Genomic DNA, 21807 nt, shown 5'->3' with positions numbered 1-21807 from the left:
TCCCTTGCTCCCTTACGGAAGTGACACGTGGGACAGGTGGGGCTGCTGTGGTCAGGCGGGGCGCAGGTGCGTCACCGGGAGGCCGTGCCCGGCGTGCAGGCGCCCCGCCACCAGCGAACGGTGACACGCCTGCGGGTCACGCTCGACGCAGAACAACGCCGTCACCCCCGGCGGCAGCCCGGCCACGAGCCCGCCCAGATCGAACGGGTCGAGGATCTCCCGGGTGTAGCGCTCGGCGTACTCGGCCGCCAGCGTGATCCGGTTGCGCTTGCCCACGCCCTGGCGGTCGTCCTCGCGGTACTGGAGTTCGCGCAGCTCGGTCGTCGGCGCCAGGTCCCGCACGTGCCGGTAGCCGATGCCCGCGTCGGCGAGCAGGCGCCGCAGCCGCGCCGCGTTCGCCCACGTGTACTCGGGCCCCCGGACGCCGCGGCGCTGGCGGAGGTCGAGCAGCAGCCCGGCCTCCGCACCGGCGAGCGCCGCGACGAACGTCCCGGCCGTGAACCCGTAGACGCCGATCGTCGCGATGCGCCGCACTACGGCACGAGCGCCGGCTGATCCACGGCCCACAGCCAGGACCCGTCCGGCTGGCGACGGGCGATCTCCACGGTCATCTCCCCGGTGGTCAGCGTGGACACGGTGAGCGCCAGGTCGCCGCTGACCAGCGCCGGATGCTGCCTGCCCGGCGTGAGCACCGGCGCCGCTGCGACGAATCCCTCGTAGACCTTGCGGATCTCCGCGTGCCCGGTCGCCAGGTTGCCCGGCGGGAAGGCCAGCACGGCGTCCGGCTCGTACAACGCCACCAGCCCGTCGACGTCGCCCGCGTTGGCGCGCTCGATGAAGTACCTGCCCAGATCGTTCGGCTCGGTGGCCGCAGTCCTGCTTGTCATGCGGAAAGCCTCGCGCACAAAACACGACATCCTGTGTCGTGTATTCCGGTAACGTTTTCGCATGCGCGCGGACCGGTTGGTGTCGCTGGTACTGCTGCTGCGCCGGCACGGCCGGCTGTCCGCGGCGGCGCTCGCCCGCGAGCTGGAGGTGTCCACCCGCACGGTGCTGCGGGACATCGACGCGCTGTCCGCGGCGGGCGTCCCGGTGTACGCCGAACGCGGCCGCAACGGCGGGTTCGCCCTGCTCCCCGGCTTCCGGACCGAGCTCACCGGACTGAACCACGACGAGGCCCTCGCCCTGCTGGTCGCCGGATCGCGGCGCGGCGCCCAGGCGTTCGGGCTCGGCGGCGCGCTCGCCTCGGCCATGCACAAGGTGGTCGACGCACTGCCGGAAAGCCACCGGGCCACCGCGGCCGGCGCCGTCGAGCGACTGCTCATCGACCCGGAGACCGACCTGCTCGCGCGCCGGCTGACCGACGAGGAGGTGCCCGACGCCGTGCTGGCCGAGGTGCGGCGCGCGGTGTTCGCCGGGCACCGGCTGCGCATCCACTACGCGGCTGCCGGCCAGGCTCCGAAGTGGCGCACGGTGGACCCGATCGGCCTAGTCACCGTGCGCGGCCAGGGTTACCTGCTGGCCACCAGGTCCGGCGCGGACCGCACCTACCGGCTGTCCCGGATCCTGGCCGCCGAGGAACTCGCCGAACCGGCCCGGCGACCGGAGCGGGTCGACCTGGACCGGATCTGGCAGGAACGCAGCACGCGGTTCCGCACCGGCGGCGACCAGGTCACCGTGCTCCTCCGGGTGCATCCGGCGCGGCGCGCGGAACTCGCCGGTACAGCCCTGTCCGTCCACGCCGGGGAGACCGGCGCGGACGGCTGGCCCCGGCTGGAGGCCACCTTCCAGGATGCGCGGCACGCCGTCTGGGCACTGTGGCAGCTCGCCACGAACGCGGAAGTCCTTGCCCCGCAATGGTTACGCACGTCCCTGCGGGACCGCGCGGCCGCGGTCGCCGCCGGCTACTCCCGGAAGCCGTCGGTGGCCTGACGCAGGTGACGCAGCATGCCGGGGTCGGTGACCGCGTGACCCGCGGGCAGCAGGTGCAGGCGCGAGTCCGGCCAGGCCCGGTGCAGTTCGTACGCCGTCACCGGCGGGCAGACGACGTCGTAACGACCCTGGACGATCACCCCGGGGATACCGGCGAGCTTGCCCGCGTCACGGATCAGCTGCCCGGGCTCCAGCCACGCGCCGTGCGTGAAGTAGTGCAGCGCCAGCCGCGCGAACGGCACCGCGAACGCCGGATCGGCGTAGGTCTCGTGGTATCCGCGCTGCGGCAGCAGCGACACGATCGCGCCCTCCCAGGCGCTCCATGCCAGCGCGGCGCGGTCCCGGGTGCCGGGATCGTCGATCAGGTCCGCGTACCCGCCCAGCGGATCCGCGTGCCGGTCCGCCGGCAGTGGCGCGAGGAAGTCGGCCCACGCCTCGGGGAACAGCATCCCGGCACCGCCGCGGTAGATCCAGTCCAGTTCGGACTGACGGCAGGTGAACACCCCGCGCAGCACGATTTCCGAGACCCGCTCGGGATGGGTCTGCGCGTAGGCCAGCGCCAGCGTCGCACCCCACGACCCGCCGAACAGCTGCCACCGCTCGATCCCGAGATGGTCGCGCAGCCGCTCCAGGTCGTCGACGAGGTGCCAGGTGGTGTTGGCCGAGAGGTCCAGCCGCGGTTCGCTGTGCCCGGCACCGCGCTGGTCGACCAGGACGACCCGGTAGGCGTCCGGATCGAAGTGCCGCCGGGACATCGGCGCGAGCCCGGCGCCCGGGCCGCCGTGCAGCACGACGGCGGGCTTGCCTGCCGGGTTACCCGCTGTCTCCCAGTAGATCCGGTGGCCGTCGCCGACGTCGAGCAGTCCCGAGCCGGTGGCCGCCGTCGGCGGATAGAGATCCTCCATGCGCACCACCTTGCCTGTGATGGTGCGCATGGAGGAGGTTGGGGGTTCGCTCCCGCCGCCAGACTGAACGAACCCCCGGTCGGTGGGGAAAGGGGTCAGCAGCCTGCCGGTCTCGGAGGTCGCGTGGCGTTGTCACACGGGTGCGGCGCGGTTACGCGCATCGAACTCCTCCTCGTTGAGGACCGGGGGCGGTGCGTAAACGCTAAGACACTTTCCGACAAGGCGTCAAGTATGTGATGTGTATTCACAAACATGAACGCTAGTGGAAGGTGTGCTCCGGCGCCGGGAACTGACCACCTCGCACGTCCTCCGCGAACGAACGGGCCGCCTGCGACAGAACATCCGCCAGATCGGCGTAACGCTTGACAAAGCGGGGAGCCTTGCCCCGGCGCAGCCCGGCCATGTCCTGCCAGACCAGCACCTGCGCGTCGCAGTCGGGTCCCGCGCCGATCCCGACGGTCGGGATCCGCAGCTCCGCGGTGATCCGCTTGGCGGCCTCGGCCGGAACCATCTCCATCACCACGGCGAACGCCCCGGCGTCCTGCAGGGCCGTGGCGTCGGCGAGCAGTTGCTCGGCCGCGTCACCGCGGCCCTGGACCCGGTAGCCGCCCAGGTTGTGCTCGGACTGGGGAGTGAACCCGATGTGGCCCATCACCGGCACGCCTGCCGAGGTGATCGCCTCGACGTGCGGGGCGAACCGCCGTCCGCCCTCCAGCTTGACGGCGTGTGCCCTGCCCTCCTTCATGAACCGCACCGACGTCGCCAGCGCCTGTTCCGGCGACAGCTGGTAGGACCCGAACGGCAGATCCGCCACGACCAGGGCGCGGTTCACCGACCGGGTGACACCGCGGACCAGCGGCAGCAACTCGTCCACTGTGACAGGAAGCGACGTGTCGTAACCGAACACGTTGTTGGCGGCGGAGTCGCCGACGAGCAGCACGGGAATCCCGGCCTCGTCGAACAGTTCCGCGGTGTACATGTCGTACGCGGTGAGCATCGGCCAGGTCTCGCCGCGCTCCTTCATCTCACGCAGGTGATGGATGCGGACCTTCTTGCGCGGCTTGTCCTGCGCCTGCGCGGAGGGACCGGATCCGTACGGGGCGGCGAGTTCGCCGCTGGACACGTTCTCGGACACCATTGTCGACCGTCCTTGCCTCGAGGCCCGCCGAGCGGGTCCCCGGGTAGTGGAATCTGGACATACCCAGCGTCGCACCGCGGCCCAGCCGTCCCAAGGCGCTGCGACTAGCCTCACACGCGATCGAGCCCGCCGGAGCGACTCAACCTCTCGGTTGATGCCCGCGTAGCCGGGTTCGGGGTTAGCTGGGGCAGTAGGCAGGAGGGTGCATGGAGCGGCCCAGTGCGGTGACCGGCCGGCCGGTCCCGGTCTGGAAGGCGAGGGCGGCGGGGCTCATCGCCACCTTCGTGCAGCTCGGCGCCCTCGTGTCGGTGCTGCTGCTGCTCGCGGGCGACGTCCGCTGGCTCGGCCGGGTCATCGCCGGCCTGTTCTGGGTGCTCAGCATCCCCGCCGACGCGAACCTGGTCATCGCACTGATCCTCACCCTGCTCGGCGCCGCGCTGCGCAGGCGCAAGCGTGCCGCGCTCTACACCCTCGTCCTGTTCCAGATCGTCGGCATCGTGATCGGGGGACTGACCCAGTTCGTGCTCGTGGCCGCGCCGGAGGAGGTACTGGCCACCGACCCGCACCACCTGGCCGACATCCCGCGGGTGCTCTGGACGATCGGTGTCTCGCAGGGAGTCTCGCTGGTGTTCATCGGGCTGCTGCTGCGCCTGCGGCCCGCGTTCCCCGCCCGGCTCGCGCCCGGCGCATGGCGGCACGGGCTGACCGTGCTGATCGGCGGCATGGCCCTGGTGACCGCGGTCGGCTGGATGCTGGTCGAGATGTTCCCCGGGACGCTGGCCGACACCGCGGCGCGGTTCTCCTGGGCACTCAACCACTCCACCGGCGAGCTGTTCCCGCTGGGCAGGCTCCGCGTCGGGCACGGGCCGGCCTGGCTGGACGTCCTGCTCGACATCGGCGGCGCGCTCGCCGTCGCCTCGGCGCTGTTCGTGTTCTTCCGCGGCGTGCGGACCCGCAGGCTGCGCACCGACGACGAGGAACTGCGGCTGCGCGCCCTGCTGGCCGAGCACGGCGAACCCGACTCGCTGGGCTACTTCGCCACCCGCCGCGACAAGAGCGTCGTGTTCGCGCCGAACGGGCGTGCCGCGGTCACCTACCGGGTCTTCGGCGGGACCAGCATCGCCAGCGCCGACCCGGTCGGCGATCCGGAGGCGTGGGCGCCTGCGGTGCGGGAATGGCTGGCCGAGGCCCGTACCTACGGGTGGACACCGGGCGTGCTCGGCGCGAGCGAACGTGGCGCGAAGGTCTACGCCGCCGCCGGGTTGAAGGCACTGGAGATCGGCGACGAGGCGATCCTCGACGTCCGTGAGTTCAGCCTCGCCGGCCCGGACCGCCGCACCGTGCGGCAGGCGGTGAGCCGCGTCGAACGGGCCGGCTACACCAGCCGGGTACGGCGGCACTCAGAGATCTCCGCCGAGGAGATGGCGGAACTGCTCGACAAGGCCCAGCACTGGCGCGGCGCGGGCGACGAGCGCGGCTTCTCCATGGCGCTGGGACGGCTCGGCGACCCGACCGACGGCCGGTGCGTGATGGTGGAGGCGTTCGACGCCGACGGCACGCTGCGTGGCCTGCTCTCGTTCGTCCCGTGGGGACGTCGCGGGCTGTCGCTCGACCTCATGCGCCGCGACCGGGAGGCGTCCAACGGGCTCAACGAGTACATGCTGGCCAAGCTCGTCGAGGAATGCGGAAGGCTCGGCGCGCAACACATCTCGCTCAACTTCGCGATGTTCCGCGCGGTGTTCGAGGAGGGCGAGAAGATCGGCGCGGGCCCGGTGCTGCGGGCCTGGCGCGCGGTACTGAGCGTGTTCTCCCGGTTCTTCCAGCTGGAGTCGCTGTACCGCTCGAACGCCAAGTACAGCCCGGAGTGGGAGCCGCGGTTCCTGTGCTACGCCTCGGCGCGGCGGCTGCCGAAGGTGGGCATCGTGGCCGGTGCGCTGGAGGGTTTCGTGCCCACGTTCGGCGCCACCAGGGGACTGCGGCTGGAGACGGTCACCGGCGAGTTCGCGGCGCGGGTGGCCGAGATCGAGGCTGCGGCCGCCCCGGCGCCGAAGACCCTGCGCAGGCCGGAACAGGTCCGGGTCCGGCTGGCCAAGCTGGACCGGCTGCGGGAGTCCGGAGTGGACCCGTACCCGGTGGGCTTCGAGCGGGACATGCTGCTCGGCGACGTCACGGCGAAGTTCGCCGGGCTGGGACCGGACGCGGACACGGGGGAGCGGGTACGGGTCGCCGGCCGGGTGGTCGCCATCCGCGACCTCGGCGGGCTGGTGTTCGTCCGCCTGCGGGACTTCTCCGGCGAGCTGCAGCTGATGCTGCCCGCCGACGGCGTCGAACTCGCCGGCTGGCGGTCCGGTGTGGACCTGGGCGACCACGTCGGTGTCCGGGGCAGGGTGGTGACGTCGCGCCGCGGTGAGCTGTCCGTGCTCGTCGACGAGTGGACGGTCACCGCGAAGTGCCTGCATCCCTTGCCGGACAAGCGAAAGGGCCTCACCGATCCGGAGACCCGGGTGCGTCAGCGTTACCTCGACCTAGTGGTCAACCCGGAGTCGGCGACCATGCTGCGGCTGCGGTCCACAGTGGTCCGGGCGCTGCGGGACCGCTTGCACCAGCGGGACTTCCTCGAGGTTGAGACGCCGATGCTGCAGACCGTGCACGGCGGGGCGAACGCGCGTCCGTTCATCACCCACATCAACGCCTACGACATGCGGATGTACCTGCGGATCGCGCCGGAGCTGTACCTGAAGCGGTTGTGCGTCGCGGGCGTCGAGCGGGTGTTCGAGCTGAACCGCAGCTTCCGCAACGAGGGCGTCGACGCGACGCACAACCCCGAGTTCACCATGCTGGAGGCGTACCAGGCCTACGCCGACTACGGCACGATGCGCACGCTGACCAGGGAACTGGTGCAGCACGCCGCCGAGGCGGCGCACGGCGCGCAGGTCGCCCGCCGTCCGGACGGGGAGTACGACATCTCCGGCGACTGGCCGGTCGTGACCGTGCACGACGCGGTGTCCGAGGTGCTGGGCGAGCGGGTCGACGCCGGCACGCCGGCCCACGTGCTGCGTGGGCTGTGCCGGCGCGCGGGTGTCGCGGCGCCGGACGACGCGGGACGCGACGCGCTCGTGCTGGAGGCCTACGAGCAGCTCGTCGAGCCCGCGACGGTGCTGCCCACGTTCTACACCGACTTCCCGACCGGCTCGTCGCCGCTGACCCGGCAGCACCGCGCCGACCCGCGGCTGGCCGAGCGCTGGGACCTGGTGGCGTTCGGGTCGGAGATCGGTACCGCCTACAGCGAGCTGACCGACCCGGTCGAGCAGCGGCGCAGGCTGGAGGCGCAGTCGCTGCGGGCGGCCAGCGGTGACATCGAGGCCATGGAACTCGACGAGGACTTCCTGCTCGCGCTGGAACACGGCATGCCGCCGACCGGCGGGCTCGGCATGGGGGTCGACCGGGTGCTGATGATGCTGACCGGGGCGTCGATCCGGCAGACCGTGCTGTTCCCGTTCGCCCGGCCGCGAGTGACCGGCCCGTGAGCCCGGGGGTCGGTTCGGCCCGGACGCTCGGCCTGGCGGTGCTCGGAGCCGCGATCGTCGCGTACTCGGGCTGGCTGCTGCAGTTCGTGCTGCCCACCGGGCTCGACCTGCTGCACGCGCGCCCCGACGAGGCGAGCGCCGCCGGGCAGCCGTACGCCCCGGTGCTGCGGGGGATCGAGGTGGCCGCGGGTGCCTGTTTCGTGTTGTCCGCGCCGCTGCTGTCCCGGTTGTCGCCCGCCTACTTGCTGGCCCGGCTGTCGGTGGCGGCGTCCTGCCTGTTCGGCCTGCTGCTGGTGACGCACGCGCTGGTGCCGCTGGACTGCGCGGAGTCGGCGAGCGAGGTGTGCAGGCAGCGGATCGAGGCGGGCCAGGTGTCCGGCGGGCACCGCACGCACCGCGTGATCGACGTGCTGCTGGACGCGATCTTCCTGAGCGGCACCGCGACCCTGGTGCTGTGGTGGCCGCCGAGGTGGCGGGCGTTCGCCGCCGCGGGGTTCGCGGCCGGGCTGGCGACGCAGGTGGGCACCCTGCTCACCACGATGGCCGGCACCGGTGCCCTGTCCGGCCTGTTCGAGCGCCTGGAGATGGCGACCATGAGCGCCGTGATGACCGCGGGCCTGTTCTACCTCGCGCGATCGGTCCGTTCACCTACCTGAAAACCCGGACATCTCGGGCATTTTCGTGGAGCAAGGGAGCTTTACTACCCTAAGACGAGAGTAAAGCTCCCTTGCTCCCGCTACCGGAGTTGACAGGGCGGGCCGCGCGGGGTTAGTGGGTCTCGCGCCAGGCGTTGGTCATCGGCAGACGGCGGTCGCGGCCGAACGCCTTGAACGTGATCTTCGTGCCCGGCGGGTACTGCCGCCGCTTGTACTCGGCCCGGTCGACCATCCGCACCACGCGGTCCACCACCTCGGCGTCGAACCCGGCGGCGATCAGGTCGGCGAAGCCGCGGTCACCCTCCACGTAGTCGTCGAGGATGTCGTCGAGCAGCGGGTAGTCGGGCAGCGAGTCGGTGTCGACCTGGTCGGGCCGCAGCTCCGCGGACGGTGGCTTGCTGATCGAGTTCTCCGGGATCGGCGGCGTCTCCCCGCGCTTCTCGGCCTCGGAGTTACGCCACCGCGCCAGCTCCCACACGTGGGTCTTGAACACGTCCTTGATCGGCGCGAACCCGCCGACGGCGTCGCCGTAGATCGTCGAGTACCCCACCGCCAGCTCGGACTTGTTCCCGGTGGCCAGCACCAGGTGACCCTCCTGGTTGGACAGCGCCATCACCAGCATGCCGCGCACCCTGGCCTGGATGTTCTCCTCGGCGAGCCCGGACAGCCCCAGCTGGTCGACGTACACCCGCACCATGTCGGCCACCGGCTCCTCCCGGAAGTGGCACCCCAGCCGCCGCGCCAGCTCCGCCGCGTCGGAACGCGAGTGCTCCGAGGAGTACCGGGACGGCATCGACACGCCGTACACGGCGTCCGGCCCGAGCGCGTCGACGGCCAGCGCCGCGGTCAGCGCCGAGTCGATGCCGCCGGAGAAGCCGAACGTCACCGACCGGAAGCCGTTCTTGTGCACGTAGTCGCGCAGCCCGACGACCAGGGCCGACCACACCTCGGCCTCGTCGGACAGCGGTTCGCTGATCGGCGGCTGCGCCACCGGCTCGTAGGCGGGCAGCGGGTTGTCGCCGAGCACCCGGTGACGCACCCGCAGCCCGGCGTGCGTGCCCTCGACCGTGCCGCTGCCCGCCGGCAGGTCGAGGTCGAGCACGAGCAGGTGCTCGGTGAACTGGGGGGCCCGCGCCAGCAGTTCGCCGTCCGCGCCGACGACGATCGAGTCGCCGTCGAAGACCAAGTCGTCCTGGCCGCCGACCAGGTTGGTGTACACCAGCGGCGCACCGGCCTCGGCGGCCCGCCGGGCCACCAGCGGCAGGCGGATGTCGTCCTTGGACCGTTCGTACGGCGAGGCGTTGGGCGCGACGACGAGGTCCACCCCGGCGGCGCCGAGCGCCGAGACCGGGCCGCCGTCCTGCCAGATGTCCTCGCAGATCACCATGCCGATGTCGAGGCCGTGCAGGCGCAGCACGTCCAGCGTCTCACCGGCGGAGAACCAGCGGTGCTCGTCGAACACGCCGTAGTTGGGCAGGTGGTGCTTGAATTGCCGGGCGACGACCTCGCCGCCGTAGAGTGCCGCCGCCGCGTCCCGCGGGCCGGCGTCGTCGAGGTCGAGGTAGCCGACGTAGGTGAGCACGTCGCCGCAGCCGGCGTCGGCGAGCCGGGCCGCCAGCTCGGTCACCTTCGCCTTGGACGCCTCGGCGAACGTCTTGCGCAGGGACAGGTCCTCCACCGGATAGCCGGTGAGTGACATCTCCGGGAAGACCACCACGTGCGCACCCGCCTGGGCCGCCTTCCGGGTCCATTCGACGGTCAGCTCTGCGTTGCCTTCCAGAGCGCCGACGGTGGTGTTGACCTGGGCCAGTGCGATGCGCAGTTGCGGCATGGCGTCATTCTCGCACCGACGGCCTCCTTTCGTCGGGAGTTCATCCGCCACATCTGGTTGTGAATTGTCTCGCTCCGTAACGTCTCGTGTGTTCCCCACCACCCACCGAGATCGACGGAGGTCTTCGCGTGAAGAGACGGAACTTCCTGCGTGCGGCCGTGGTCGGCGCCGGAGTCACCGCGTTCGGCAACACGCTCACCTCAGGCGCACTGGCTGCCCCCGCCCAGAACGGACCCAGTCCCTACGGGCCGCTGCGCCCCCCGGACGCCAACGGCATCGCGCTGCCGGAAGGCTTCACCAGCCGGGTGGTCGCCCGGTCGCGGCAGCGGGTCGCGGGCTACGTCTGGCACGACGCCCCCGACGGCGGCGCGGTGTTCGCCGACGGAACGGGCTGGATCTACGTGTCGAACTCCGAGATCGCGCCGGGCGGCGGCGCCAGCGCGCTGCGGTTCGACGCGAACGGCACCATCACCAGCGCGTACCGGATTCTCGCCGACACCAGGCGGAACTGCGCCGGCGGCGCGATGCCGTGGGGTACCTGGGTGTCCTGCGAGGAGGTCGACGGCGGCTACGCCTACGAGTGCAACCCGCGCGGGCCGGCGTCGGCCGCGGTACGCCGGCCTGCCATGGGCCGGTTCACGCACGAGGCCGCCGCGGCCGACCCGGTGCGCAAGGCGGTCTACCAGACCGAGGACATCTCGGACGGCTGCTTCTACCGCTTCCTGCCCACCACCTGGGGTGACTTGTCCTCGGGCACGCTGGAGGTGCTGGTGGCCGGGTCCGCCACGAGCGGCCCGTTCACCTGGGCCAAGGTGCCCGACCCGGACGGCAGCCCGGTCGCCACCCGCAACCAGGTACGCGGCGCGAAGCGGTTCAGCAGCGGCGAGGGCCTGCACTACGCCAACGACACGGCGTGGTTCACCACCAAGGGCGACAACCGGGTGTGGCAGGTCAACCTGCTGAACAACACCTACGAGCTGGCCTACGACGACTCGCTGGTCAACCCCGGCACCCCGCCGCTGACCGGCGTCGACAACATCACCGGGTCCGGCTCGGGTGACCTGTTCGTCGCCGAGGACGGCGGCAACATGGAGATCTGCATCATCACGCCGGACGACATCGTGGCGCCCTTCCTGCGGATCAGCGGGCAGAGCTCGTCGGAGATCTGCGGCCCGGCCTTCACCCCCGCCGGCGACCGGCTGTACTTCTCGTCCCAGCGCGGCACCACCGGCTCCTCCTCCGGTGGCATCACCTACGAGGTCACCGGCCCCTTCCGCCGCTGACCCCCGAAGCGAGAGCAAGGGAGCTTTACGACCCTTAAACGGTAGTAAAGCTCCCTTGCTCCGCTAAAACGCCCGAGATGTCCGGTTCAGCTCTTCTTCTTGCGGAGCATGCCGCGGACCTTCTTCAGCGCTTCCTCGGCGTCGGAGTCGAACGGGTTGTCGTGCACCAGGTAGGTCCAGGTCGACGACGCGCGCCGCACCCCGGACGCCGCCAGGTCGATCCCGTTCTCGGTGATCTCCCCGTCCTCCAGCGTCTTCACCGACCGCGCCTCCACCTCGCCGATGATCTTGTGGAACTCGGGGATCGCGGCCCGGTGGAACTCGTCGAGCGGCGTCTCCTTGGCCAGCGCGCGCAGGTGGATGCTCTCCCGCACGTCGGCGAGGTAGGCCAGGTGATCCGACCACAGCTCGTCGAGGTGGAACAACGCGATCTCCCGGCACGCCTGCACCAGCTCATCGCCTGTGCCCCCCAACGCCTCGGCCAGCTCCTTGTACCGGTCCGGCGCACCCTTCTCCAGCAGCTCGGCGGCCAGTTCGGTGTGCAGCAGCTTGTCCCGGTGCTCCAGCAGGTCGGTGCGCTGCCGCTCGATCAGCCGGGTGTAGCGCCACGTGTTGCGGTGGATCTCCAGGTCGACGCCCTCGGCCACGCGCTGCGCGTGGTTGATCTGCCGGTGCGCGACGTCGGCGGTGATCTCGCCGGTCTCGTCGTCGGACGCGATCCCCTCCGGTACGTCCGGCGCGTGCGAGAGCACCAGGTCGTCGTTGAGGCTGGCGAAGAACACCGAGCTGCCCGGGTCGCCCTGGCGGCCCGCGCGGCCACGCAGCTGGTCGTCGAGCCTGCTCGACGGGTACCGGGCCGTGCCGATCACGTGCAGCCCGCCCAGCTCGGCGACCCGCTCGCGGTCGGCGCCGTCGGCCCCGCCGAGACGGATGTCGGTACCGCGCCCGGCCATCTGCGTGGACACGGTCACCGCGCCGTGCTTGCCCGCCTCGGCGATGATCGCCGCCTCCTCGGCGTCGTTGCGGGCGTTGAGCACCACGCAGGACACCCCGAACTTCTCCAGCTTCTCGGCCAGCTCCTCGGACTCGGCGACGTCCTGCGTCCCGACCAGGATCGGCCGTCCGGTCTCGTGGACCGAGCGGATCTCCTCCTGGATGGCACGCAGCTTCTGCGACGGCGACGCGAAGATGCGGTCCTGCTGGTCCTCCCGGATGTTCTCCGCATTCGGCGGGATGACCGCGACCTCGAGCTTGTAGAACTCACGCAGCGGCTCGGCCACCGCGACCGCGGTACCGGTCATGCCCGCGACCTGCGGGTAACGGGCCAGCAACGCCTGCACGGTGATCGAGTCGAGGATCTCGCCCCGGTCGGACGGCGGCACCTGCTCCTTGGCCTCGACCGCGGCCTGCAGGCCGTCCGGCCACCGCTGCAGCTCCGCGACCCGGCCCCGGGAGGCGTTGATCAGCCGCACCTTGCCGTCGCGGACCAGGTAGTCGACGTCGCGTTCGAGCAGCGCGTGCGCGTGCAGGGCGACGTTGACCGCGGCCAGCCGGTCCGACGTGCCCTCCTCGTGCTCGCCGTAGAGGTCGATGCCGAGCGACTTCTCCACCACCGACGAACCGGCGGGCGTCAGCCACGCGTTGCGGCCGTCGGTGTCGGTCTCGTAGTGCAGGCCCAGCCGCAGCCGCCGCACGACGTTGGCGACCTCCTCGTCGGCCATCCCGGCGTCGACCGAGCCCGCCATCACCAGCGGAACCCTCGCCTCGTCGACGAGCACCGAGTCGGCCTCGTCGATGATGGCCACCTCGGGCTTGGGCTGCACGAGGTCGTCCGGCCTGGTCACCAGCCGGTCGCGGAGCACGTCGAACCCGATCTCGCTGACCGCGCCGTAGGTGATGTCGCGGTGGTAGGCCTCGCGCCGCTCCTCACGGGTGCGCGACGGCTCGACCCAGCCGACGGACACGCCCAGCAGGTCGTGCACCGGCCGCATCCAGTCCGCGTCGCGGCGGGCCAGGTAGTCGTTGACGGTGACGACGTGCACGTGCTTGCCCTGCATGGCGTAGCCAGCCGCGGCCAGCGCGCCGGCGAGCGTCTTGCCCTCACCGGTCGCCATCTGCACGACGTGCCCGGTCAGCAGGCCCATCGTGCCCAGCAACTGCACGTCGAACGCCCGCTCGCCGAGAGCCCGGCGGGCGGCCTCCCTGCCGAGGGCGCACAACTCGACCAGCTGGTCGTTGCCGAAGGTGGAGAACTCACGCAGCGCCTTGGCGGCCTCGGTCAGCTCGGTGTCGGAGAGCTTCTCGACCTCCGCCTCACGTGCCCCGATGGCAGGCAACAGCGCCTCGTACTTGGTCAGCTCCACACTGGCCGGGCGCTGGATGATCCTGCGCAACCGCTTCATCAACGCTGCCACCCGTGGTCTCCTTCAATCTCTCGTCGACGGCCGGCCCGTTCGCACAACGAGAGTGAGCCACCGGACAGTTCCGGCTGCCACCACTTCGTCGGCGAATGGCACGATCGTCGTCGTGCCGCGCTTCGAACGCTACCGCCTCGCGGGTGTGCTGGCTGTCATCAGCCTGCTGGCCGCCTGCACGTCCGCCCCACCGGCCCAGCCGGGCCCGGTCACCGAGACGAACGGGCCGGCCGGCCCTGTCCCCGGCGGGCTGGAACGGTTCTACGGACAGCCGCTGACCTGGGGCGACTGCGTCCCGTTCGCCACCAGCGACAGCACCCGGTCGGCCTTCGGCGCGCCCGGCCTGCAGTGCACGCGACTGTCCGTCCCACTCGACTACGCGCGTCCGGACGGCCCGTCGATCACGCTCGGCGTGCTGCGGCAGAAGGCGTCCGGGGACAGGATCGGCTCGCTGGTGGTCAACCCCGGCGGGCCGGGGGCCTCCGGGATGGCGTCGGCGGCGAGCCAGGCCGAGACGGTGGCCTCGGGTGAGCTGGGGCAGCGGTTCGACCTGGTCGGCTTCGACCCGCGCGGCGTCGGCGCCAGCCAGCCGGCCGTGCGGTGCCTGACCGACGCCGAACGCGACGCCGACCGGTCCGACGACTCCGAGTCCGACGGCTCGCCGCAGGGCGTGACCAGGCAGGAGACCGAGTCGAAGCAGCTGGGGGAGAAGTGCGTGCAGCGCACCGAGCACGGTGCGGCGATGCTGGCCAACATCGGCACCCGCGACGTCGTGCGGGACCTGGACGTGCTGCGCTCCGCGCTCGGTGACGAGAAGCTGACCTACCTCGGCTACTCCTACGGCACCCGGATCGGCTACAGCTACGCCGAGGCGTTCCCCGGCAACGTCCGCGCGCTGGTCCTGGACGGCGCGCTGGACCCGGAGCAGGACTCGATCGACTCGCTGGTCGCGCAGGGCGCGGGCTTCGGCAAGGCGTTCGGCGAGTTCACCCGCTGGTGCGTCGCCCAGCAGGACTGTGCGCTGGGCACCGATCCGGATGCCGCGATCGGAGCGTTCCAGCAGCTCGTCCGCCCGCTGATCGACAACCCGGCGCAGGCGGGCGAGCGGCGCCTGTCGTTCGAGGACGCGACCACCGGCGCGGTGCAGGCGCTGTACTCCCAACAGCTGTGGGACGTGCTGAACACCGGCCTGAACGAGCTGAAGCGCCAGCAGGGCAACACCCTGCTGAAGCTGGCCGACGCCTACAACGAGCGGGGCGCCGACGGCAGCTACTCCACCACCCAGGACGCGTTCCTCGCCGTGCGCTGCGTCGACGACCCCAGGGTCACCGACCGCGCCGCCGTCGCCGAGGCGCACCGCCGCTACGCCGAGGTGGCGCCGTTCCTCGACGACGGCCGCTCCGGCGGCGCCGCGCTGGACGCGTGCGCGTTCTGGCCGGTACCGAACACCTCGCAGCCGCACACGCCGAAGGTCGGCGGCCTGCCGCCGGTGCTGGTGGTGTCGACGACCGGCGATCCGGCCACCCCGTACGCCGCCGGGGTGAACCTGGCCAAGGCCCTCGGCGGGAAGCTGGTCACGTTCGAGGGCACCCAGCACACCGTGTTCCTGCAGGGCAACAGGTGCGTCGACAAGGCGGGCACGGACTACCTGGTCGACGGCACACTACCGGCCGAGAACACCCGCTGCTCAGGCTCGAAGTGAGAGCAAGGGAGCTTTACTAGCGAAGAAGGGTAGTAAAGCTCCCTCGCTCTCACCCGGGACGGGCGCACGGGCTGCGGCGCCGCCGACCCGGTGGCACCATCTGCCCGTGCCCCGCATGCCCTTTGTTGTTGTGGCGGCTGCTGCGCTGGTCAGCAGCCTGGTGGCCTGCGCGGACGACCCGCCGGCGCCGCCGAAGCCGACCGTGGTGCAGTCCGAGCCACCCCCGCCGCCGCCACCCCCCGCCGACCCGCTGGAGCAGTTCCACACGCAGAAACTCACCTGGGGACCGTGTGGCCCGTTCGCCGACTCAGCGGAGGCGAGAGAGGCGTTCGGCGGACAGAACCTGGAGTGCGCGCGGCTGATGGTCCCGCTGGACTACGCCCAGCCTGCCGGCGCCCGGATCACCATCGGCGTCCTGCGGCACAAGGCAGCGGGCGAGCGGATCGGGTCGCTGGTGATCAACCCCGGCGGCCCCGGCGCGTCCGGCATGGTCGCGGCCGCGAGCCTCGCCGGCCAGGCGGGCGGGTCGCCGCTCGGGCAGCGATTCGACCTGGTCGGATTCGACCCGAGGGGCGTCGGCGCCAGTCGTCCCGCCGTGCGATGCCTGACCGACGCCGAACGCGACGCCGACCGCGCCGACGACTCGGAGACCGACGGCACGCCGCAGGGCGTGGCCCGCCAGGAAGCCGAGGCCCGCGACTTCGGCAGCCGCTGCGTGCAGCGCACCGAGCACGGCGCGGCGATGCTCGCCAACCTGGGCACCCGCGACGTCGCCAGGGACCTCGACATCCTCCGCGCCGCACTCGGCGACGCCAAGCTCAGCTACCTGGGCTACTCCTACGGCACCCAGATCGGCTACACCTACGCCGAGGCGTTCCCGGACAAGGTGCGCGCGATGGTCCTCGACGGTGCGGTCGACCCTGAGCAGGACCCGCTGGAGAGCGCGCTGGCCCAGCAGGAGGGTTTCGCCAAGGCGTTCGGCGAGTTCGTGACGTGGTGCGGCAAGCAGGGCAAGTGCCCGCTCGGCACCGACGCGACCGCCGCCACCAAGGCGTACCAGGACCTGGTCCGGCCGCTGATCGACAAGCCGGTGAAGGTCGGCGACCGCAAGCTGTCCTACGAGGACGCCACCATCGCCACCATCCAGGCGCTGTACTCCCAGCAGTTCTGGCAGCAGCTCAGCCAGGGGCTGACCGAACTCGACGAGGGCCGCGGCGAGACACTGCTGAAGCTCGCCGACGCCTACAACGGCCGCGGCCAGGACGGCCGCTACACCGGGGTGCAGGACTCGTTCACCGCGATCGGCTGCGTGGACAACCCGCGCATCACCGACAAGGCCCGCATCGCCGACATGCAGCGACGGGCCGCGCAGGCCGCCCCGTTCCTCGACGACGGCAAGCCGGACGGCGCCGCGCTGGACACCTGCGCGTTCTGGCCGGTCCCCAACACCTCTCAGCCGCACCTGCCCAAGGTCGAGGGCGTCCCGCCGGTGCTGGTCGTCTCCACCACCGGTGACCCGTCGACGCCGTACCAGGCGGGGGTGAACCTGGCGAAGGCGATGAAGGGCGCGCTGCTGACGTTCGAGGGCACCCAGCACACGGTGTTCCTGCAGGGCAACACCTGCGTCGACGAGGCGGGCACCGCCTACCTGGTCGACGGCAAACTCCCCGCCGAGGGCACCCGCTGCTCGCCGTAGAAGTGGAGCAAGGGAGCTTTACTACCCTTCTTCGCTAGTAAAGCTCCCTTGATCCCACTTGAGGGCCAGCTCGAGCATCACGGCGGCGCCCTGGCCGCGCTCCGGCGGAGGCACCTGCAGCCACACCCGGACCAGCTCCCGCGACGGCGCCTCGCTGATCCAGAACTTGACGTCCACCTCGGTGTTCACCGCGGGCAGCACCGCCGTCACGACGTCGGCGGGCACCTTCGCGGTGACCCGGTAAGCCGGCACGTTCTCCAGCTTCTCCTTCGCCTCGGTCCGCGCCCGCGCCGCACCGCTCAGCAGCCGCGGCAGCCCGCGCGCCGGGTCCCGCAGCGACGCCGGCGTCAGACTGGGCAGCGGTGCCCGGGTCGCCAGCCCGCTCTCGTCGGCCAGCATCAGCGTGTCGCCGGACAGCTCGAAGCCGAGCGTCACCTGGTCGGTCGGCCGCTGCAGCGCCACCGTCCCCTTGGCCCAGCCGTGCGGCCCGTCTGCGGGTCGCGCCTGTCCCTCGGCGGAGTTGACCAGCATTCCCGGCAGCACCCCGCTCGCCCCGTAGGTGAACCGGACCGGCCGCGGCACCGACAGCGACCGCGCGGCCGCCGCGGTCAGCTCCGCCGCGCCGGGCATCGGCTCACTGGTGTCCGGCGCCGAGGCGCACCCGGACACCAGCAGCAGGACGACCACAATCCGCGACATGGACCGCATGCCGGTCACGGTAGCGGCGCCCCCTCGGAAAACGTCCGCCGGTAGGCCAGCGGCGAGACCCCGATCGTGGCGTTGAGGTGCTGGCGCAGCGAGGCCGCCGTGCCCAGCCCGGACTCTGCCGCGACCTGGTCCACCGGCAGCCGGGTGGTTTCCAGCAGGTGCCGCGCGTGCCGGATCCGCTGCTGGATCAGCCACGCCCGCGGTGACAGGCCGGTCTCCGCGCGGAACCGCCGGGAGAACGTCCGCACGCTCATCCGCGCCTGCGCGGCCATCGCCGCCAGGTCCAGTGGCTCGCCGAGCCGTCGCAGCGCCCAGTCGCGGGTCGCCGCCGTACTGCCCTCGTCGGCGGGCAGCGGCCGGTCGATGTACTGCGACTGCCCGCCGTCCCGCCACGGCGGCACGACGCAGTGCCTGGCGGCCACGTTGGCGACCTCGCTGCCGTGATCGGACCGCAGCACGTGCAGGCACAGGTCGACACCGGCCGCGAGACCGGCCGAGGTGAGCACGTCGCCGTCGTCGACGAACAGCACGTTCTCGTCCAGGTCGACCTTCGGGTAAAGCTGCCGGAACTCCTCCGCGTAGGCCCAGTGCGTCGTCGCGCGCCGTCCGTCCAGCAGGCCGGCGGCGCCGAGCACGAACGCCCCGGTGCAGATCGACATGATGCGAGCATCCGCCGGAATAAGCTCGATCGCCGCCGCGAGCGGGCCGTCCAGCGTGCCGTGCCGGCGCGGACCGGCCACTCGCGTGCCCGGGATGACCACCGTGTCGGCCTCGGCCAGCACCTCTGGACCGTGGTCGAGCACGGCCGTGTAGCCGGCGCTGACCCGCACCGGCCGGTCGTCGACCCCGCAGACCCGCACCCGGTACAGCCGCTCACCGTTCTTGCGAGCCGTGCCGAACAGCTGCGGCGGGATGTTCAGGTCGTACCCGACGACCTCGTCGACGGCCAGCACCACCACCTCATGCATGGCCAGATTCTTTCACATATTGACCTTCTGGCCACTCGTCCGGGCGGCGACACTGCACCAGGCTTGCCGGGTGACCGAACTGCAGGACCGCGCGCCCGCCCGTACCCGACGGCCGCATCGCGCCTGGATCGTCGCTGTCATCGCGTTCGTGACGCTGATCGGCGCCGCGGGTTTCCGCTCCGTTCCCGGCGTGCTCATCGACCCGCTGCATCAGGAGTTCGGCTGGTCCCGGGGCACGATCTCGGCTGCCGTGTCGATCAACCTCATCCTGTACGGCCTGATCTCACCGTTCGCGGCCGCGTTGATGGACCGCCTCGGCATGCGCCGCGTGGTCGTCGGCGCGCTGGTGCTGGTCGCCGCGGGCAGCGGCCTGACGGTGTTCATGACCAGCAGCTGGCAGCTCCTGCTCAGCTGGGGTGTCCTCGTGGGCGTCGGCACCGGGTCGATGGCGATGACGTTCGTGGCCACCGTCACCGGCCGCTGGTTCGTCCGCCACCGCGGCCTGGTCAGCGGCATCCTGACCGCGGCCGGTGCCACCGGTCAGCTGATCTTCCTGCCGCTGGTCGCGTCGCTGGCCACCGACTACGGCTGGCGCACACCGTCGATCGTGGTCGCCCTCGCCGCGCTCGCGGTCGTCCCGCTCGTACTGCTGTTTCTGCACGACTGGCCCGCCGACGTCGGCACGACGCCCTACGGCGGCGAGGCGCAGCCCCGTCCCGCGGCGGCCGCGGGCAGCAGCGCGCTGCGGGCTCTGCGCACCCTGCGCGACGCCGCACGCAGGCCGGTGTTCTGGCTGCTCGCCGGCGGTTTCGCCATCTGCGGCGCGTCCACGAACGGGCTCGTCGGCACCCACTTCGTCCCCGCGGCACACGACCACGGGATGCCGTCGACGACGGCGGCGTCGCTGCTCGCGCTGGTCGGCCTGTTCGACGTGGCAGGCACGATCCTGTCCGGCTGGCTCACCGACCGCGTGGACTCCCGTATCCTGTTGGGTGCTTATTACGCCCTACGGGGTGCATCTCTGATGATCCTGCCGTCACTGTTCGCGCCGGAGACTCAGCCGAGCATGTGGGTGTTCATCATCTTCTACGGGCTGGACTGGATCGCCACCGTGCCGCCGACCGTCGCACTGTGCCGGGAACACTTCGGCGACGCCGGCCCGATCGTCTTCGGCTGGGTGTTCGCCTCGCATCAGGTGGGCGCCGCGTTCGCCGCGTTCGGCGCCGGGCTGACCCGCGACCTGCTCGGCGCGTACGACCTGGCCTGGTACGTCGCGGGCGGTCTGTGTGTGATCGCCGCGGCCCTGTCGGTGGGCATCCCCAGGGCGGAAACACGGCGTTAACACGCCCCGCATAGGGTGCGGCCATGGATCGCCAGCAGGAGTTCGTGCTGCGCACGCTGGAAGAACGCGACATCCGCTTCGTGCGGCTCTGGTTCACCGACGTCCTCGGTTTCCTCAAGTCGGTGGCGGTCGCGCCGGCCGAGCTGGAGGGGGCCTTCGGCGAGGGAATCGGCTTCGACGGTTCCGCCATCGAGGGCTTCGCCAGGGTCTACGAGTCGGACATGGTCGCCAAGCCCGACCCCGCCACGTTCCAGGTGCTGCCGTGGGAGACCCCGGAGGGCGGCCACTACTCGGCCCGGATGTTCTGCGACATCGCCATGCCGGACGGTTCGCCGTCCTGGGCCGACCCTCGGCACGTGCTGCGCAGGCAGCTGTCCAAGGCGGGCGAGGCCGGGTTCACCTGCTACGTCCACCCGGAGATCGAGTTCTTCCTGCTGGCCAACCTGCCCGACGACGGCACCGAGCCCGAGCCCGCCGACAACGGCGGCTACTTCGACCAGGCCAGCCACGCCACCGCCACGCACTTCCGGCGGCACGCCATCGAGACGCTCGAGGCGATGGGCATCTCGGTCGAGTTCAGCCACCACGAAGGCGCGCCCGGCCAGCAGGAGATCGACCTGCGTTACGCCGACGCCCTGACCATGGCCGACAACGTGATGACGTTCCGCTACGTCGTCAAGGAGGTCGCGCTGACCCAGGGGGTCCGGGCCACCTTCATGCCCAAGCCGTTCACCAACCAGCCGGGCTCGGGCATGCACACGCACGTCAGCCTGTTCGAGGGCGACCGCAACGCCTTCTACGACCCGGAGGACCCGCACGAGCTGTCCGGGACAGGCAAGGCGTTCGTCGCCGGGGTGCTGCGGCACGCCAGGGAGATCTCCGCGGTGACCAACCAATGGGTGAACTCCTACAAACGCCTGATCAGCGGAGGGGAAGCCCCGACGACCGTGTCCTGGGGCCGGGCGAACCGGTCCGCGCTGGTCCGGGTGCCGATGTACTCGCCGGGCAAGGCGTCCTCGCGCCGGGTCGAGATCCGCACGCTGGACTCGGCGTGCAACCCGTACCTGGCCTACTCGGTCATCCTCGCCGCCGGGCTGAAGGGCATCGAGGAGGGCTACGAGCTGCCGCCGCCCGCGGAGGACAACATCTGGTCGCTGTCGGACTCCGAGCGCCGTGCCTCGGGGTACGCCAACCTGCCGCAGAACCTGGGCGAGGCGCTGACCGAGATGGAGCGGTCGGAGCTGCTGCCCGAGGCGCTCGGGGAGCACGTGTACGACTTCTTCCTCCGCAACAAGCGGGTCGAGTGGGACAACTACCGCAGCTCGGTGACGCCCTACGAGCTGAGGACCCTGCTTCCTGTGCTCTGACCAGCGGTTTCGCTGTTAAGGGACCCCCCTGTTTCGAGGGGGTTGGAGGGCATGTAATCTTCTCTTCGTCGCCAGGGAGACCCGGGCCGGCGGGCGAAAGCCCGGTGGGACGGACCCTGACGGACTCGGGTCGAGCGGGTTGACACCGCGAACCGAACCGAGTAACGTAATGCGACGGCCCCGAGGTGGGGCACCAATCCCTTCGAGAAGTTTTCGATAAGATTGCGTGTCGCCTTGGGCGCGATGTGCCAGACAAATCGGCGTGTTGCTTGAGAACTCAACAGTGTGCTAGTGAACTAAGCCAGTAGAGCTTTATGTTGAAACCCCTCGTCAGGGGT

The 21807-nt window shown here is 71.3% G+C and carries 16 protein-coding genes; 8 read left to right on the top strand and 8 right to left on the bottom strand.

The features are described from left to right. Window positions 1–51: 51 nt before the first annotated feature. A complete protein-coding gene (locus EWH70_RS16470; RefSeq protein ID WP_130476308.1) occupies window positions 52–534 on the bottom strand; it encodes a DUF488 domain-containing protein in 483 nt (160 codons plus the stop codon). Beyond that, the gene (locus tag EWH70_RS16465; RefSeq protein WP_130476307.1) at window positions 534–887 is read right to left on the bottom strand and encodes a YybH family protein; all 354 of its coding nucleotides are present in this window, start codon (window positions 885–887) and stop codon (window positions 534–536) included. The genes EWH70_RS16470 and EWH70_RS16465 overlap by 1 nt, the downstream gene beginning before the upstream one ends. 61 nt (window positions 888–948) lie before the next feature. Here EWH70_RS16465 and EWH70_RS16460 point away from each other — a divergent pair, with 61 nt between their 5' ends. Then, window positions 949–1932: a helix-turn-helix transcriptional regulator gene (locus EWH70_RS16460; RefSeq protein ID WP_130476306.1), complete on the top strand. Its 984-nt coding sequence runs from the start codon at window positions 949–951 to the stop codon at window positions 1930–1932. Here EWH70_RS16460 and pip read toward each other — a convergent pair. Both pip and panB read right to left on the bottom strand, forming a co-directional pair. Next, window positions 1905–2837 carry a prolyl aminopeptidase gene (pip, locus tag EWH70_RS16455; protein WP_130476599.1) on the bottom strand — a complete coding sequence of 311 codons (933 nt, stop codon included), beginning with the start codon at window positions 2835–2837 and terminating at the stop codon, window positions 1905–1907. The genes EWH70_RS16460 and pip overlap by 28 nt on opposite strands. Before the next feature lie 259 nt (window positions 2838–3096). Further along, entirely contained in the window at window positions 3097–3975 is an 879-nt protein-coding gene (panB, locus tag EWH70_RS16450; protein WP_130476305.1) for a 3-methyl-2-oxobutanoate hydroxymethyltransferase, read from the bottom strand. A gap of 206 nt (window positions 3976–4181) precedes the next feature. Here panB and lysX point away from each other — a divergent pair, with 206 nt between their 5' ends. Together lysX and EWH70_RS16440 are read left to right on the top strand one after the other, a co-directional pair. Further along, a complete protein-coding gene (gene lysX / locus EWH70_RS16445; protein WP_130476304.1) occupies window positions 4182–7502 on the top strand; it encodes a bifunctional lysylphosphatidylglycerol synthetase/lysine--tRNA ligase LysX in 3321 nt (1106 codons plus the stop codon). Further along, a complete protein-coding gene (locus EWH70_RS16440) occupies window positions 7499–8158 on the top strand; it encodes a DUF998 domain-containing protein (RefSeq protein ID WP_130476303.1) in 660 nt (219 codons plus the stop codon). The genes lysX and EWH70_RS16440 overlap by 4 nt, the downstream gene beginning before the upstream one ends. A gap of 112 nt (window positions 8159–8270) precedes the next feature. Here EWH70_RS16440 and EWH70_RS16435 read toward each other — a convergent pair whose 3' ends face one another. Continuing rightward, a complete protein-coding gene (locus EWH70_RS16435) occupies window positions 8271–9989 on the bottom strand; it encodes an NAD+ synthase (RefSeq protein WP_130476302.1) in 1719 nt (572 codons plus the stop codon). Between the two features lie 128 nt (window positions 9990–10117). Between EWH70_RS16435 and EWH70_RS16430 the strand changes: the two genes are divergently transcribed. Further along, on the top strand, window positions 10118–11272 hold the full coding sequence (locus tag EWH70_RS16430) for an alkaline phosphatase PhoX (RefSeq protein ID WP_130476301.1): 1155 nt from the start codon (window positions 10118–10120) through the stop codon (window positions 11270–11272). Window positions 11273–11358: 86 nt separating this feature from the next. Here the strand turns inward: EWH70_RS16430 and secA2 are convergent, their stop codons facing one another. Beyond that, on the bottom strand, window positions 11359–13674 hold the full coding sequence (secA2, locus tag EWH70_RS16425; protein ID WP_420809072.1) for an accessory Sec system translocase SecA2: 2316 nt from the start codon (window positions 13672–13674) through the stop codon (window positions 11359–11361). A gap of 124 nt (window positions 13675–13798) precedes the next feature. Here secA2 and EWH70_RS16420 point away from each other — a divergent pair, with 124 nt between their 5' ends. Together EWH70_RS16420 and EWH70_RS16415 are read left to right on the top strand one after the other, a co-directional pair. Beyond that, window positions 13799–15388, top strand: a complete 1590-nt coding sequence (locus EWH70_RS16420) for an alpha/beta hydrolase (protein ID WP_420809067.1) — start codon at window positions 13799–13801, stop codon at window positions 15386–15388. A gap of 115 nt (window positions 15389–15503) precedes the next feature. Further along, window positions 15504–17084 (top strand): alpha/beta hydrolase, encoded by a 1581-nt coding sequence (locus EWH70_RS16415; protein ID WP_130476598.1) that lies wholly within the window; start codon window positions 15504–15506, stop codon window positions 17082–17084. A 21-nt stretch (window positions 17085–17105) separates the two neighbouring features. Here EWH70_RS16415 and EWH70_RS16410 read toward each other — a convergent pair whose 3' ends face one another. Both EWH70_RS16410 and EWH70_RS16405 read right to left on the bottom strand, forming a co-directional pair. Continuing rightward, window positions 17106–17792, bottom strand: a complete 687-nt coding sequence (locus EWH70_RS16410; protein ID WP_130476298.1) for an LppX_LprAFG lipoprotein — start codon at window positions 17790–17792, stop codon at window positions 17106–17108. Between the two features lie 5 nt (window positions 17793–17797). Beyond that, window positions 17798–18760 carry a GlxA family transcriptional regulator gene (locus EWH70_RS16405; protein ID WP_130476297.1) on the bottom strand — a complete coding sequence of 321 codons (963 nt, stop codon included), beginning with the start codon at window positions 18758–18760 and terminating at the stop codon, window positions 17798–17800. Between the two features lie 79 nt (window positions 18761–18839). Here EWH70_RS16405 and EWH70_RS16400 point away from each other — a divergent pair, with 79 nt between their 5' ends. Together EWH70_RS16400 and glnA are read left to right on the top strand one after the other, a co-directional pair. Then, entirely contained in the window at window positions 18840–20102 is a 1263-nt protein-coding gene (locus EWH70_RS16400; RefSeq protein ID WP_420809071.1) for an MFS transporter, read from the top strand. Between the two features lie 23 nt (window positions 20103–20125). After that, the gene (gene glnA, locus EWH70_RS16395) at window positions 20126–21469 is read left to right on the top strand and encodes a type I glutamate--ammonia ligase (RefSeq protein ID WP_130476295.1); all 1344 of its coding nucleotides are present in this window, start codon (window positions 20126–20128) and stop codon (window positions 21467–21469) included. The last annotated feature ends 338 nt before the right edge of the window (window positions 21470–21807 follow it).

This window comes from Amycolatopsis suaedae, assembly GCF_004214935.1.
Lineage (GTDB): Bacteria > Actinomycetota > Actinomycetes > Mycobacteriales > Pseudonocardiaceae > Amycolatopsis > Amycolatopsis suaedae.
The sequence above is the reverse complement of the archived record's forward strand: the minus strand, read 5'-3'. Positions and strand labels throughout refer to the sequence as shown.